Origin of the sequence: Acidovorax sp. SUPP2825 (assembly GCF_030158995.1) — a bacterium.
Taxonomy (GTDB): Bacteria; Pseudomonadota; Gammaproteobacteria; order Burkholderiales; family Burkholderiaceae_C; genus Paracidovorax.
Genome location: NZ_BQXK01000020.1, coordinates 72,877 through 87,576 on the forward strand (window position 1 = coordinate 72,877; position 14,700 = coordinate 87,576).

The following is a 14,700-nucleotide window of genomic DNA, read 5'->3' on the forward strand; positions in this document are numbered from 1 at the left end:
CATGAAGCTCAACCTTCTGGACCGCGCGATCGCAGCGGTGGCGCCAGCCTGGGCGGCTGAACGTGTGCACTCGCGCGCGCGGATCGAAGCCCTGGCCGCATTGCCTTCTCTCCAGGCCATGACAGGGACCGACGATGACGCGATGGGAGGCGCGGTGGTATCGCCGCAGAGCCGTCGCTGGTCGCCGCGCCCCCGTGATGCCCGTTCAGACACGCTGCGGGTGCTGCCATTGCAGCGCGGGGCGTCGCGCGAGCTGGCCCGCACCAGCCCGATCGCTGTTGGCGCCATCAACACCAATGTCGATCGCGTCGTAGGCACAGGCCTGGCGCTCAGTCCACAGCCGAATGTCAGCATTTTGGGATGGACCCCGGAGCAGGCGCGCAACTGGAAGAGCATCGTCTCCGCGGAATTCAGCCTGTGGGCCGATAGCACTTCGTGCGACATCGAGGACACGCTCAACTTCTACCAGCTGCAGGGTCTGGTTTTGCGGTCTGCACTGGAGAGCGGGGATTGCTTCACGCTGATGCCGGACGATGAGCGCACGGCCATGCAACCGTACGCGTTGCGTCTCCAGGTCCTGGAGGCTGATCGCTTCGGGAATCCTGGCGGCGGCATGGACACCCCAGACGTGTCGGGCGGCATCAAGCTCAACGCCAAGGGCGCCCCTACGGCAGCCCATCTCTACGACGTGCACCCCGGTGGTCTGCTCGCCGGCCAACGTGCAAGCATGTTCGCAGGGCAGTGGGTGGACTTCACCGGTCCGAGCGGCCGGCGTCGTCTGCTGCAGCACTTCCGCAAGCTGCGCCCTGGCATGACGCGGGGTGTCCCTTACCTCGCACCGATCATCGACGGCATCAAGCAGATATCGCGGTATACGAATGCCGAGATCATGGCGGCCGTCATCACGGCCTACCTGACCGTCTTCATCGAAACGCCTTCTGGCAGTGCGGCACCAGTGTTTGACGGCGCGCAGGCTGGGAACATGGCCGAGGCGGACATCAGCCTGGGCATGGGCACTGTCGTGGGCCTGGCGCCGGGCGAAAAACCGCACACCGTCAATCCAGGGCGGCCGAACCCCAACTTCGAGCCCTTCATCCTCGCTGTGATCAAGCAGATGGGCATCGCACTGGGCCTGCCCTACGAGTTGCTCATCAAGCAATTCAACAGCAGCTTCAGCGCCAGCAAGGCGGCTTTGTTGGATGCATGGGTCTATTTCCGCGGCGTGCGGTTCTGGTTGGCGCTGAGCTTCTGTCAGCCCGTCTACGAAACCTGGCTCACCGAGGCAGTGGCGATCGGTCGAGTTCCTGCGCCCGGGTTTTTCAGCGACCCGTTGATCCGATGGGCATACACCCGCGCTGCCTGGCCTGGCGACAGCATGGGCTCCATCAATCCCAAGGATGAAGTGGCCGCCTACGTGGCCGCCATCGACGCGCGCTTGATGACACGCGAGCGTGCCGAGTGGGAGCTGTTCGGATCCGGCTGGGATGAGACCTACGTGCAAAAACTCACGGAGTTCCGGCAGTTGAAAGAGGACGGAATGCTGCCCACACCCAAAGCGGGCGCCGCGGCGCCGGATACCGCCGCAAAACCCGTGGGAGATCAGCCTTCCGAAGTTGGAGATGGCGCATGACGGAGAAGACCATTTCAGCCGAACAAGTCGCGATCCTCGCTGAGCGTGTGGACACCTTGCTCAACAACCATTCGAAGATCGAGGGACTCATCCTTGGGATCAGCGCGCAGCAGACCGCTCTGGCAGGCAGTGTGGCCGTCTTTCAGGAGCGGCTGTCCAACATGGAGAGCGGCCAGCGCCGCCTGTTCGATCTCGCCGATGACCATGGCAAAGAGCTGGAGCGCGTCATCAGCGATGTGAAGGTGCACAGCTGGACTTGGAAGCTTGTCGGTGTCGCCGCACTTTCCTCTCTCGGCTTGGTTGGTTGGGCTTTCAGCGAACTGCGTGCCCTGCAGACCTCCGACAACCGCCACGACAACCGCCTGGCGATCCTCGAATTCGTCGTGGGTGGCCGCAACCCACCCAAACCAAGCGAGGGCTCCAAGCCATGACTCTGCTCGACCTCATCACCAGCGCCTGGGCCATCGAGCCTGAGAAGCTGCGCGAGATCCAGGCCATCTACGCCACACACCTGCGCGGCGACAAGATCGACATCGCCGCGCTGGAGGCCCGCATGGGCCGCCCGCTTGCGCACGATCAGCAAGAGTATTCCATCACGCCCGGAGGCATAGCCGTGCTTCCGCTGTCGGGCGTCATGGCACCCAAGGCAAATCTGTTCATGCGGGTGTCGGGTGGCATCAGCACGCAGCTCGCGACGGAGCAGTTGGAGAGTGCCGCGGTGGATCCGCGTGTGCGCGGAATCGTGATGGCGATGGGCACGCCAGGCGGCAACGTGATCGGCGTGCCGGAGTTCGCCCAGGCGATTCATGAGATCGCCGCGCAGAAGCCGCTGGTGGTGCACACCGATGACCAGCTGTGCAGCGCCGGCTACTGGGCTGGCAGCGCGGCGAACGCGATCTACATCAGTGGCCCGGTGGTCACTGTCGGCAGCATCGGCGTTGTGATCGACCGCTCCTACAACCCTGCATCTACGGTGCAACAGGAGCACATCACTGCCGGCCGGTACAAGCGCATTTCCAAGGCGAATGAGCCGCTGGGTGATGAGGCCCGCGCCATCGTCCAAGCCGACGTGGACTATGTGTACACGCTCTTCGTAGATGACGTGGCCCGCTATCGCGGCGTCACCTCTGAACAAGTTCTGGAACGCATGGCTGATGGCCGCGTGTTCCGCGGTCAGCAGGCCATCGATGCGGGACTCGTGGACGGTGTCTCCACGCTCGACGCACTGGTGGAAAGCATGACCACAGACCCCGCCAAGTACAGCACGCGCCGCAAGGCCGTGTTCGCCGTGGCGGCCCTCCCGTCCCCAAGCGCCGGTGCTGCGCCCAAAGACAAACCCTCAACCCGTGAAAAGGATCCAGCCATGGCTGATACCAGCGCCGCAACCCCGGCACCCCTCACGCGTGCGTCTTTCGAGCAGGACCACGCCCCACTGTTCGCGCAGTTGCGCGCCGAATTTTCAACCCTCGGCGCGTCGCAGGAGCGCGATCGCATCCAGGCTGTGCTGGCGGTGGGCGAAGGCCTGCCCGGGCACGAAGAGCTACTCGCGGGCCTGGCATACGACGGAAAGACCACCGCTGCCGAAGCCAGCCTTGCTGTGCTGTCGGCCGAAAAGCGATCACGAGCAGCCGCCATTGCTGCCCATAGCGGCGATGCGCCCCCAGCTGCAAATCCCAGCGCAGCACCGCCCGATAAAGGCGCAAAGACGAAGGCCGATCAAGTCGCAGAGGCCAAGGCGCACGCCAAGGCCAAAGGCATCGATTTCATCTCGGCGCTCAAGGAACTGGGCTACGCCGAGTAAGGCGCATCGCTCTCTCTTACCTGATCGGAAACACTATGTCCCATTCTGGAAACATCGCAATCCTCACTCTCACGGTGGCAGCAGCCGGACCCCTGGCCGCGAATCGTGTGATCACCCAGGCGGGCGGCTACCCCGCGGCTGGTGGCAAGGCCTTCGCCGTTACGCGAACCAGTGCCGAACTCGCGGGCGATCTCGTGCCTGTGGACGTCATCGGCACCACCATCGCAGAGACGGGCGCCGCGATCGCGTTCGATGCCGACCTCATGTCGGACGCTCAGGGCCGGGTCGTGCCTTTGACGGTGGGCGCGAAATACCCCGTGGCGCGCGCCATGCAGTCCGCTGCCGCTGCCGGCGGCTTCATCGAGATCCTGCTGCTGCAATCGGCCGTTCCGTCCGCAGCCGCCTGATCGCCCCCAATTCCCCCTTTACTCTCGGAGAGCCAAATGCCTCAACCCACCCCCAGTCAGGTCCGGCAGCAAGACCCCATCCTGACCGAAGTCGCTCGCGGCTACCGCAGCCCGAAAGCCGCAGTCGCCAACGTTCTGTTTCCCATCGTTTCTGTGGGCGTGCGGGCGGGCCGGATCCTGTCTTTCGGCCCGGATGATTTCAAGCTGGTCAGCACGGCGCGCGCGCCAGGTGCCAATACCAAGCGCGTTCAGTTTGGCTATGCGAGCGACAAGTTCTCGCTGGTCGATCACCGCCTGGAAGGATCCGTGCCGCTTGAGTTGCAGGAAGAAGCCGAGGCAGTTCCTGGGATCGACCTGTCCAGCAATGCCGTGCGCCGCGTTCAGAACGTCATGGCCCTGGAGCGCGAGAAGATGGCCGCCGACTTGGCCCGCGACGCATCCAGGTATGACGCTGCCAACAAGGTGACGTTGAGCGGCAACAGCCAATGGGACAACCCGGCAAGCGACCCCTTCACCGACATCATGGACGCGAAGGAGGTGATCCGGTCCAAGACCGGTGAGCGTCCGAACGTGCTGGAGGTGGCCCCGAAGGTGTTGACGGGATTGCGCACCCACCCCAAAGTGCTGGACCGCATGAGCACCGCAAGTGATCGTCCGCCCGCAACGCTGCAGCAGCTGCAGGCCCTGTTCGAGCTGCAGCAAATCGTATCGGGCGAGGCCGTGTACCACGACGGCAACGCGTTTCAGGATATCTGGGGGGTCGATGCCATTCTGGCCTTCACGACTCCGGCTCCGATGCAGGAAATGGGCTCACCGAACTTCGGCTACACCTACCAGCTCACGGGCCGTCCCACCGTCGAGGAAGGCTACTACGACGAAAACACCAACACCTGGTACTACCCCGTCTCGGATGCCTACCAGCCGGTGTTTGCTGGCCCCTCGGCTGGCTTCCTCTTCAAGAACGCCGTCGCGCCCTGATCGTCATGCCGAAGTACACCGCACTGACACCCATCAAACACGATGGGAAGCGCTTCGGGGTGGGTAGCACGCTCACGCTGAAGGCAGAAGACGCAGCGGGCCTTCTCGCAATGGGTGCGGTCGAATCCGACCGCACCGACGCGGATGCCAAGGCCAAGGCCGACGCGGATGCCAAGGCCAAGGCCGAAGCGGATGCCAAAGCCAAGGCCGAAGCGGATGCCAAAGCCAAGGCCGAAGCGGATGCCAAGGCCAAGGCCGAAGCGGATGCCAAGGCCAACCCTGGCGACAAGGGTTGACCGATGCTCGACTTCGAAGACGACATGGCGAATGTGTTTTTCGGCAGCGACTTTGCGGGGCGCTTTCTGCGGCACCGCGCTGGCGCAGAGTCGAAGATCATTGTCGGCATCTTCGGCGTTGCCGATGAAGAGGCACTCGAAGGCCGTGTCATTGCTGCCGCTCGTGTTCTGCGTGGACCCGCTGTCAGCGACGTCCGCGCAGACGACGTTCTGGAAGCGGTCGATCCGATCCCTTCGCTGGACGTTCTTGCTGGCGCTCGATTCAAGGTGATCGATCAGCCGAAGCGTGTGAACGATGGGGCTGAAAAAGAGGCGCTGCTGGGCAGCGTGTCGGCATGATCCTCAAGCCTGACACGTTGCCGATGGGGGCACCTTACGCCATCGGCGCGGCCATCGTTTACGCCTTGAGGGCCGATGAGGCTCTGCAAGGCGCTGCGGTGATCGACAACCCCATGCGCGCGTCTGATCTCGTCGAAGGCGGCCGCATCGTTTTCTTCGAAGACCAGCACGACAAGCCACGCGGTCAGCCTGGGCAACGGCCGCAGCGCTCCTATGCCTTCGCCATCGGCGTGATCAACCGCACCGAGAACGCGCGCAATGGTGCACATGCCGACTACCGCGCCGCCAAGCGCGCGGTGCGGTCCTGCATGCCAGCCATCAATGCCCTTGTGACGGTCGAAGGCGCCGGCATGGTGGAGGGCGACGTGCGCTATCGGCTGGAGAACATCGACGTGGGCGGCGGGCTGGTGCTTGGCATGTTCACGCTTGACTACCGCGACCCGGGCTGACACGACCGATTGGCTCAACCACAACGGCCCGCCAGAGTGCGGGCCTTTTCATTTTTTGAAGGAGAGTTTCATGACCACTACCGCACGTGCCATTCTGGCTGGGGGCCTCGTTTCCCTGAACCTGTGGAACACCGTCACCCAGGCCTACAACGGCTTCGGTGACCCTCTCGATTCCGACAAATTCGAGATCAAGCCGAACTTTGAAGAAAAGACGAGCGAATCAAGGTCGCACAAGGATTACGGCCAGGCTCGCGCATCGGTCGTATTGCCCAAGCCCACGGAACTGACGATCGAACTGTCGGCCGCCACAGTGGAAGCCTTGGCGATGCAGTTTCAGGGCCTGGTCCAGAACCTGACGCAGGGAGCTGGCACCTTCGCGGGTGTCGACTTCGCAGTGACCGCGCTCGACCAGTGGCTTCCGCTGGGGAAGCGCAGCATCGGTGAAAACATCGAGTTCGAGAACGCCTCGGGTAGCGTGACCTACGTACGGGGCGTGCACTACGAGGTCAACTTCCTTCGTGGACTTGTCCGCTTTCTGTCTTCGGCGCAAGACGGACCTGCCGCCGCCGCTGTGTTGAAGCTGACCGGCGCCTATGGCGCTGTGGACGGGAAAAAGGTGCTTGGTGGACGCGTTACGCAAGTTCGTTGCCAGGCGCGGCTGGACGGGCAAAACATGGTGGACGGATCGCCCATTGAAGTGGACGTGCACGAGTGCGTGCTGGGCTCCAACAACGGCTTCGATTTCCTGGGCAGCGACTTCTCGGCCATCACGCTGAGCGGAAAGATCGTGACACCGGCCGGCCAGACCGAAGGCTACGAAATCCGGTTGCCGGGCGCCGCCACGGTCTGATCAGCGGCGCTGTCCAGACGTCTGTACAGCGCCTATCAGCACCAGCACAGGCAATCCCGCCATAAAAGCGGTGATGGATGCACCGTCCAGCGCTATCAGCCGCTGTGAATCCCGAATCCACCAGCAGGCCCAGTGGGGCCAGTGGAGAGCCCGCGCCCACCTGAGTGATGAACCACAAAACCTTTCATGTGATCCAACATGGCTGATCCAAAAATCAAATTCGACATCGAAGCGCAGGCTGTTGGCGGCTCCGATGTCGAGGTGCTGGCCAAGTCGCTGGAGTCGTTGGGCGAGACCCTCGAAGGCGAAGTCCGTACGGGGGCAGAAGCTGCCGCAGCAGCCCTGCGCGAGCTTGCCAGCCGCAACCAAGCCGCCCAGACCTTCGCCGCGTTAAAACGTGAAGTTGCAGATCTCGGTGCTGCCCTTGATCGATCTGCACAAAGTGTAGAGAGCATCGCGGGGGAGATGCCTGCAGCGGCTGCAGCGACCCGTGACTTCGCAGCCTCTGAAGCGCGCGCTCGCACGGCGGTCGATGAAACGCAACAGGGCTTGGCCGCCATGCGTCAAGCGTTGGTCGATCTGCGTGCGGGCAACGAATCGGCCGCGCGAGGTACGGATGAATACAGATCGTCCGTCAATCAGGCCCGTGGCACTATTGCCGATCTGCGCGCTACTCTCAAGCAGCAGAAGGTTGAGTTGAAGGAGGCCGAGGCAGGCACTCGTTCAGCGGCAGTCGCCGAAAAAGAACTGGGCGATCAGTACAAGCTGGCAGTCAACGCGACGGGCAGCCTGTCAAAGGCCTATGGCGACAGAAGCCGTGCGCTCGACGAAGCGCGCAGCAGTGCGCAGGGGCTGGGCGTAGACACAGCCAAGCTGCGGCAAGAAGAGCAGGCGCTCACGCAGGGCATGGAGGCTGCGCGGCTGAAGATTGAGCAGTTGAGTCAACAGCAGGCTGATGCTGCCCGAAGCACACGGGAACGTGCCGACGAAGAGCGCCGTTTGGAAGAGGCGCAACGAAACTCTGCCGCGGCAGCGCAAGAAGCCATGGCTGCGGCCAAGGCCGCAGCCGATGCCGCCGCGACGGCGGCCGTGGCCGCTGGGCAGCGGATGCAGAACGCATTCTCTACCCTAGGTGTCCGCAGCGCGGCTGAGCTGCGTGCAGAGATAGCGCAAGTCAAGGCGGCAATGCAGACCGTCGAAGTCGAGTCCGGGCTGACTGGCAACGCCCTGCGGCAAGCCCTCTCTGCGGGCAATGACCGTTTGCGTGAATTGCAGCGCGAACTGCGTGGTGCCCAGGGCGAGCTGACTCTGGTTGACCGCGCTGCTGGTGTTTTGCGTACTGGCTTGGCGCAAATTACAGGCGGTAACCTGATCGCCAACGCCATCAGCAACGTCGCCAGCAAGGCCAGCGACATGGGCCGAGCCTTCCTTGATGCTAATTTGCAGATGGAAGGGATGCGCCGCGCCTTGACCGCTGTCTACAAAGACGCGAATGTGGCGGCCTCGCAGATCGACTTTCTGCGAAAGACGGCCACCGATGCGGGTGTGTCGGCCGGTGGATTGACCGATTCATTCAAGTCATTCGCCGCATCTACCCAGGCGGCGAACATTCCGCTGGAAACCACCAATGCGCTGTTCGCCAGCGTCACCCAGGCTGGCGCCACGCTGGGCCTTTCGGGCGAGCGGGTCAGCTTGGTGTTGCAGGCGCTTGGTCAGATGGCGGCCAAGGGCACGGTGTCGATGGAAGAGCTTCGGCAGCAGTTGGGAGAGTCACTCCCCGGGGCACTGTCTCTGGCCGCCCAAGGCCTGGGCCTGACGGAAGCCCAGTTGATCAAACTGGTGGAGTCCGGTGGACTCGCTGCCCGTGATCTGTTCCCCGCTTTGGCTAAGTCCCTGAAGCAATTGCAGGGCGAGGCGGAAGGAACCACGACCGTATGGGAGCGCTTCAAGAATGCCCTGACCCTGGCATCGCAGAATGCAGGCGATGCCGGGGGTATGCAGTTGCTGACCGCAGCTGTCAAGGCGCTGGGTGCGGTAGTAGGAATCGTCGTGATCCCGCTTGCGGCATTCGCTGAAGTCATTTTTGGCGTGGCGAAAGCGGTTGGCGTGTTGGTCGGTTCCATCAGCACGCTGAGCAACCCACTCGACGCTCTGGGAAAGATCGTTGATGACGCGGCAGCTCGCCAAAGGAATCTGACAGACACCTTCGGCGCCCTTGTGTTTGGCGCTGATGCTGCAGCCCAATCTCAAGCCAAGGCAGGAGTAGCCATTGCGCAGGCCGGCCGTGATGCCAGTGCGGGCGCTGCCGGTGTGGCGCAGAACACTGCTGCGCACACTGCATCGTCGACTGCGGCCCAGTCCAATGCCGCTTCGCAGAGCGCGACCGCCATTGCTGCGCGCGTGGCAGGTGACGCCAGCATGGACGCTGGTGCGAAGTGGGTACAGCTCGGCGTAAAGCTTCGAGAAGTAGCTGCGGCCCAGGATCAGCAGGTCAAGAACAGCGAGAAACTTGCTGCAGCGGCCAAGATCGAAGGGGAGGGACTGCAAGCCTTGGCCGAGCTGCGCGGCAACGATTTAGAAGTGCTGCAGGTTGCCTCCGATGCGGCGGAAGCCAACGCGTCGGCTCTGGAGAAGGTTGCTGCTGCGCGTGAGGCCCATCTTGCAACGCTGCGTGCTGAACTGCAGGCCAAGCAGCAGTTGATTGCCGGCAATGCCGAAGAGCAGAAGGCTCGCGCGGTCGAACTGCAAGAGATTCAGAAAAAGATCGATGCCCTCGATGCCGAGACGGCCTCCAGCCGCGCCTCGGCCGAAGCTGCAAAGAATGATGCATCGATGCGGCGGGCATCCGTGGGCGCCTATCAAGACAACGCGCAGGCCGTGGGTGCTCTGCGTGTGGCGCTTGAGCAGGCGCGCACCATTCAGGAAGCATTTCAGAGCGATGAACGCCGAGGCCTGGCGACGAAGCAGGAGGTCGCCGATGCCATCCGACGGACTGCTGAAGCGCAACGCCTCTACAACGACGCCCTGAACGATGCTGTCCTTGCGGAACAGCGCAAGGGCGCGGCTGCGCAGTCTTTGCTCCAACTGGAAAAAGCCGGTCTGGATGTGGAGATGGCCAAGGCACGCGCTGCAGAGCAGAAGGCCGTCCGGGATGGCAATGAGTTCTCGGCCACTCAGGCGCGGATTAAGCAGAAAGAAATTGAAGTGGCGGCGCTCAAGCTAACCGTGCAGGCGCTTAACGCTGAAGCTGACGCGATGGATGCTGCCACGAACAAGAAGATCGAGGCTCTCGTCGCTCAAGGAAAGTGGACAGAAGCTCAAGCGGCCGAGATGCAGGCGCTGCGGCAGAGTGCCGAACTTAAGCGATTGCAGGCTTCCGCAACGCGTGAGGGAATTGCTGAGCTGGAGCGCCAGATTAAAGCGCTGAAAAATGCAGAAGACGCGACCAGGAGCGTCGGGAATGCAGCGCGCAGTGCCGCTGGCGACTTCCAGTACATGGCTGCACAAGTTCAGTTCGCTAGCAAAGAAGCCCAGCAGCTTGCAGCCCAGGGGCAAATTCTCGCAGCAGCGGCAGCGCAACGTTCGGCTGACGTCTCTGCATCCAGCACGATGAACAAACCCGCGAGCGCTGCGCAATTCGCGTGGACTCGCACTTCCATCATCGACTACCTGAAACAAGCCGGCTTGGATGATCTGTTGGCTGAACGATTGTCCAAGCAGTTTGTGCAGCCGGACGGTAGCGTGCCCTACGAAGCCAGCGGTGCACAGATCCAGTGGGGCGGGAAGTACTCGACCCTGGCCGAGGCACTGGGAAAGATGGCCGAGTACTACCGCTATGGCGACGGCAAAGCGGAAGCCGCCAACATGTTGGAGTACGAGCGCAACAAAGACAAAAAGCCCGACGCGACATCTCCCGCGCCAGCACCATCGCCAGCTCCTGAAACGGGGGGAAGCGGCGGTCAGCGTGTTGACCGCATCGTGAACGTGTACATCACCCCCAGCAATCGGCCCTACGTTGTCCCGACCAACATGACAGGTCAGCAGAGCATCGAGGAAATCGCTCGCGCGGTTATCACCTACCTCGAACAGCAGCGGTCGGCCCTGGGGATCTAGCACATGACCATCACCCTCACCAACGAATCCGCTGTGCTCGTCCTTCCCGAAGATCTCATTTGGTCTGACGAATTGACGTGGTCCGCTGTCGCTCAGAAGACCGAACGGGGAATCTTCGGCACGCTGATCATCGACGCGATGGCGCGAAACGGTGGGCGTCCCATCACGTTGCAGGGCGACGGGGACAGCGCCTGGATCCAGCTCGGGACATTGCGCACCCTGAAGGCCTGGTCCAGCGTGCCGGGACTGCGCCTCACGCTCGGTCTCCGCGGCGAGCCGTTCACCGTGGTCTTCGATCACGGAGATGCGGAGGAGACCAAGGCCATGGCGATGGCGGCCGTCATCGAGTACTCCGACAAAGAAAACAGCGACCACTACTGCAGCCTCGTGCTGCGCTTTCTTGAAGCGAGCCAAACCTTATGACAATCCTCGACGGCGACATCAAACTGTTCGCGTCCCGCGTAATGGCCGACGTGCCGGAGGGCGGGGGCGGGCCTACCGGCAACGTCATTCCCTACGGCGGCAGCAACAACATCTTCCCGGACGTGACGGAGACCGACCGCGCCGGCGGCAACGTGTCCATGCGCCAGCTGCACGTGGGCGTCCTCACCCCCAACACCGACGTGTACATGGGCAGCAACATCGTGCTGTCCCAGCTGCCCACCGATCCGCAGGTGAGCATCACGCTCGCCAAGTGCGGACTGTTTGCCCGCCGCACCGAGATCGCCGCCGCGATCGCGGCCTATCTAATCGAAGGCACCCAGTGGTCGGGCTACCTGCTGGAGGACCACGTGGTTGGCATGCGGTCCATCCAGATCTTCCATCGCCCGGGCACCCCCGCGCCGGACATCGGCCGCACCCTGGTGCTGACGTACCAGGCGGGCACGCCGACCGAGCGCGTGCAGTTCGTGCGCGTGACGCGCACCGAGACCGAGCAACGCACCTACACCTACGGGTCCAGCGGCGGGATCGTGGACTACCAGGGCTCGGTGACAAAGGTGGACCTCACCGACGCACTGCGCTACGCCTTTCCCGGCTCGCCGCCATCGCGCGACTTCGCCCCTGCTGCCGGCAAAGCAGTGATCCGCGACACCACCGTGGCCGATGCGGCCGTGTACTACGGCGCCTCGCCCCTGGCCGCGCCCACGGCGCTGGGTGACTCGGTGCTGCGGGTGGCCAGCATCTACACCCAGCTGGTGCCCAGCTCGCGCACCGAGACCACGGCCCTGGACCAGCGCCCTGCAGCGGAGCGCACGATCGTGTTGGCAGATGCGCCGCGCCGCGTGGAAGTGGCCGTGGCCGCGCACACCCAGCGCACCAAGATCGGCCAGAGCAATCGCGGGTTTTCTTACGTGGCCATGCTCAAGCCGCTGCCCGAGCCCGGCACCGTGGTCATCAGCTACCGGGCCTTGGGCAACTGGTACACGCTCACCGACGACGGCACGGGCGTGCTGGCCGGCTCGGGATCCGGCCGGGTGATCTACGCCACCGGCAGCGTGGACATGACGCTGCTGGCGATGCCGGACGACGCGAGCAGCATCATCATCCAGTGGGCCGAGCGCGTGGGCTACAACAACCGTTCGGCCCAGGGCGCGCAGGTGCGGGCGCCGGAGTACTCGTGGACGCTGGCCCATCCGGGCGCCACCCCGGGTGCCGTCACCATCACCTGGCTGTCGGCCGGCCAGGTGCGCACCGCCACCGACAACGGCGCCGGCAAGTTCACGGGCGATGCGGCGGGCGAGATCGACTACCCCAGCTCCAGCATCTTTCTCCGGCCTCTGCAGATGATCGATGCCGGCGGCTCGTTTTCCACGAGCTACACGGCTGCGTCGATGCAAGAGGAGGTCTTCAACGGGCCTGCCCTGGATCCCACCGGCTCGGCCACGATCACGCTGGCCCAGCAGCCGGTGGCAGGCAGCATCGAGGTCGCATGGTCCACCGCGCAGGAAGTGAGCAGCACCAGCGGCGCCAAGCTCACCAGCGCCAGCACGTCCAAGGCGCCCGAGGCGATCACCGCATTGAGCTGGATGGAGGAGCCACTCTGGGAGCGCTACGGCAACCTGGCCCCCGGCATGTCTGTGGAGCGCAAAGTCATCGACGGCCGACCGTATGTCGCGGGCTTCCTCAACGTGATCGGCACGCTCACTACCACCAGCCGCTACAGCCGCACGTCGGGCAGCGACACCACGAACTCCAACCGCGTGATCACGCTGCACCGCGCCACCGATGACGGGGCGGGCGGCTTCGCGGCGGGCCTGGGCACCGTGGCCTATGCAGCCAAGACCGTGGTCCTCAAGCTGGTCAGCTACAGCAAGACCACGGAGAGCTACAGCAGCGACTATGAGGACGCCAAGGAGTTTGATCGCGTGTCCAGCCAGTCGTCGTCGGGCAGCAACTCGGCCAAGGGCGGTGAGTACAGTACCGCGGCCGTGGGCGAGCAGATGCTGGGCACGGTCATCGTGCGTTACAAGGTCGCGCCGCTGGCGCCCAATGCGTACGAGGAGGATTTCGCGCCGCCCGAGGTGGTGATCGACCTGTGCCGCTACACCACGGATCGCATCGTGCCGGGCAGCGTGCGGTTCACCTGGATGGGTCAAAGCTACGACGACTTCGAGGGCATCCTCTATCGCGGCCGCACCAATGCCGCGCCCGGCGTTGTGAGCGGCACGGTGGACTATGGCCGGGGCCTGGCCCGCATGACGGACTACGTGGTGGCCGGGGCGCCGACCGCCTTCGCGCTCGCCAGCCTGTGGACGCAACGGTCCGCCTGGAACACGGCGAGCGTGTTTTTCAGGACGCAGAGCGCGCCCATCAAGCCGGGCGGGCTGGTGCTCACGCTGCTGGACCTGCAGGGCAATGCGCTCACGGCCACGGCGGGCCTGGACGGCAACTTCGCAGGGGACCACATGCGCGGCCGGATGGACTACGAGGCCGGCGTGGGCGAGCTGCAGTTCGGTGACTTCGTTGCCGACGCGGACCTCACCCCCGCGCAGAAGGCCGAGTGGTGGTATCGCGCGGCCGACGTGGGCGCGGTCGAGGCCGGCAAGATCTGGCGTCCCTGGCCCGTGGACCCGACCACCTTGCGCTACAACAGCGTGGCGTATTTCTACCTGCCGCTGGACGCGGACATCCTGGGCCTGGATCCCGTGCGCCTGCCGCCCGATGGCCGGGTGCCGATCTACCGGGTGGGCAGCTACCTGGTGGTGGGCCACACCGGCACCGTGCCCGCGGCCACGTACGCGGCGGGACAGACGGTCTCCGCGGCCCGCACGCGGCTGTCGCGCGTGCATCTCGTCGGCGCCGATGGAAAGCTGATCCAGGCCGGCTGGACGGCGGACTTGGACGCCGGCACCGTGCAGATCGTGGACCCGGCCACCTGGGTGCAGCCGGTGCGCGTGCTGCACCGCATCGAGCAGATGGTCCGCGCGGCCGACGTGCAGATCGACGGCACGATCAAGCTCACCCAGCAGCTGTCGCACGCGTTCCCGGCCGGGACCGTGGTGTCCTCGGCCCTCATGTCCGGCAACCTGGCCGCCCGCGCGCTGCCGGTGTGGGACCAGCTCAACTGGGACGGTGTGACCTGGCTCGATGCGGTCGGGCCCGCCGGTCCGGCACCGGCCACCTACAACGACGGCGCCTTCCCGGTGGTGGTGTCCAATGCCGGCGCGCTGACCGAGCGCTTCGCGCTGCGCGTGCTGACCGGCAGTACCGACGTGGAGGTGATCGGCGAGCACGTGGGCAACGTCGGCACCTACAGCCGCAACACGGACATCGCGCCCATCAATCCCATCTCCGGCGCGCCGTACTTCGTCCTCAAGGCGGCGGGCTGGGGCAACG

12 protein-coding genes are annotated in these 14,700 nt (G+C 64.3%); all 12 read left to right on the forward strand.

All coding sequences use genetic code 11. The features are described 5' to 3' along the window. The first annotated feature begins 1 nt into the window (after position 1). Positions 2 to 1,630 carry a phage portal protein gene (locus AVAK2825_RS20630; protein ID WP_284402332.1) on the forward strand — a complete coding sequence of 543 codons (1,629 nt, stop codon included), beginning with the start codon at positions 2 to 4 and terminating at the stop codon, positions 1,628 to 1,630. Next, positions 1,627 to 2,061, forward strand: coding sequence for a hypothetical protein (locus tag AVAK2825_RS20635; RefSeq protein WP_284402333.1), 435 nt, complete (start codon positions 1,627 to 1,629; stop codon positions 2,059 to 2,061). The genes AVAK2825_RS20630 and AVAK2825_RS20635 overlap by 4 nt, the downstream gene beginning before the upstream one ends. Next, the gene (locus AVAK2825_RS20640) at positions 2,058 to 3,431 is read left to right on the forward strand and encodes a S49 family peptidase (RefSeq protein WP_284402334.1); all 1,374 of its coding nucleotides are present in this window, start codon (positions 2,058 to 2,060) and stop codon (positions 3,429 to 3,431) included. Before AVAK2825_RS20635 ends, AVAK2825_RS20640 begins: the two co-directional genes overlap by 4 nt. 35 nt (positions 3,432 to 3,466) lie before the next feature. Beyond that, positions 3,467 to 3,838 (forward strand): capsid cement protein, encoded by a 372-nt coding sequence (locus AVAK2825_RS20645; protein ID WP_284402335.1) that lies wholly within the window; start codon positions 3,467 to 3,469, stop codon positions 3,836 to 3,838. Between the two features lie 36 nt (positions 3,839 to 3,874). Beyond that, a complete protein-coding gene (locus tag AVAK2825_RS20650; RefSeq protein WP_284402336.1) occupies positions 3,875 to 4,816 on the forward strand; it encodes a hypothetical protein in 942 nt (313 codons plus the stop codon). Between the two features lie 5 nt (positions 4,817 to 4,821). Next, entirely contained in the window at positions 4,822 to 5,112 is a 291-nt protein-coding gene (locus tag AVAK2825_RS20655) for a DUF7210 family protein (RefSeq protein WP_284402337.1), read from the forward strand. 3 nt (positions 5,113 to 5,115) lie between these two features. After that, a complete protein-coding gene (locus tag AVAK2825_RS20660; protein WP_284402338.1) occupies positions 5,116 to 5,451 on the forward strand; it encodes a hypothetical protein in 336 nt (111 codons plus the stop codon). Next, positions 5,448 to 5,900 (forward strand): hypothetical protein, encoded by a 453-nt coding sequence (locus AVAK2825_RS20665; protein ID WP_284402340.1) that lies wholly within the window; start codon positions 5,448 to 5,450, stop codon positions 5,898 to 5,900. The genes AVAK2825_RS20660 and AVAK2825_RS20665 overlap by 4 nt, the downstream gene beginning before the upstream one ends. A gap of 70 nt (positions 5,901 to 5,970) precedes the next feature. Continuing rightward, positions 5,971 to 6,750, forward strand: a complete 780-nt coding sequence (locus tag AVAK2825_RS20670) for a phage tail tube protein (protein WP_284402341.1) — start codon at positions 5,971 to 5,973, stop codon at positions 6,748 to 6,750. 198 nt (positions 6,751 to 6,948) lie between these two features. Beyond that, the gene (locus AVAK2825_RS20675) at positions 6,949 to 10,863 is read left to right on the forward strand and encodes a tape measure protein (protein ID WP_284402342.1); all 3,915 of its coding nucleotides are present in this window, start codon (positions 6,949 to 6,951) and stop codon (positions 10,861 to 10,863) included. 3 nt (positions 10,864 to 10,866) lie between these two features. Continuing rightward, a complete protein-coding gene (locus tag AVAK2825_RS20680; protein ID WP_284402343.1) occupies positions 10,867 to 11,286 on the forward strand; it encodes a hypothetical protein in 420 nt (139 codons plus the stop codon). Then, a partial coding sequence (locus AVAK2825_RS20685; RefSeq protein WP_284402344.1) for a hypothetical protein occupies positions 11,283 to 14,700 on the forward strand: 3,418 nt, incomplete at its 3' end. The genes AVAK2825_RS20680 and AVAK2825_RS20685, both read left to right, overlap by 4 nt.

Excerpts from the sequence above, each read along its gene's own strand:
- AVAK2825_RS20630 (WP_284402332.1), top strand. The coding sequence starts at position 2 with ATGAAGCTCAACCTTCTGGACCGCGCGATCGCAGCGGTGGCGCCAGCC.
- AVAK2825_RS20660 (WP_284402338.1), top strand. The coding sequence starts at position 5,116 with ATGCTCGACTTCGAAGACGACATGGCGAATGTGTTTTTCGGCAGCGAC.
- AVAK2825_RS20635 (WP_284402333.1), top strand. The coding sequence starts at position 1,627 with ATGACGGAGAAGACCATTTCAGCCGAACAAGTCGCGATCCTCGCTGAG.
- AVAK2825_RS20655 (WP_284402337.1), top strand. The coding sequence starts at position 4,822 with ATGCCGAAGTACACCGCACTGACACCCATCAAACACGATGGGAAGCGC.
- AVAK2825_RS20645 (WP_284402335.1), top strand. The coding sequence starts at position 3,467 with ATGTCCCATTCTGGAAACATCGCAATCCTCACTCTCACGGTGGCAGCA.
- AVAK2825_RS20680 (WP_284402343.1), top strand. The coding sequence starts at position 10,867 with ATGACCATCACCCTCACCAACGAATCCGCTGTGCTCGTCCTTCCCGAA.
- AVAK2825_RS20640 (WP_284402334.1), top strand. The coding sequence starts at position 2,058 with ATGACTCTGCTCGACCTCATCACCAGCGCCTGGGCCATCGAGCCTGAG.
- AVAK2825_RS20675 (WP_284402342.1), top strand. The coding sequence starts at position 6,949 with ATGGCTGATCCAAAAATCAAATTCGACATCGAAGCGCAGGCTGTTGGC.
- AVAK2825_RS20665 (WP_284402340.1), top strand. The coding sequence starts at position 5,448 with ATGATCCTCAAGCCTGACACGTTGCCGATGGGGGCACCTTACGCCATC.
- AVAK2825_RS20670 (WP_284402341.1), top strand. The coding sequence starts at position 5,971 with ATGACCACTACCGCACGTGCCATTCTGGCTGGGGGCCTCGTTTCCCTG.
- AVAK2825_RS20650 (WP_284402336.1), top strand. The coding sequence starts at position 3,875 with ATGCCTCAACCCACCCCCAGTCAGGTCCGGCAGCAAGACCCCATCCTG.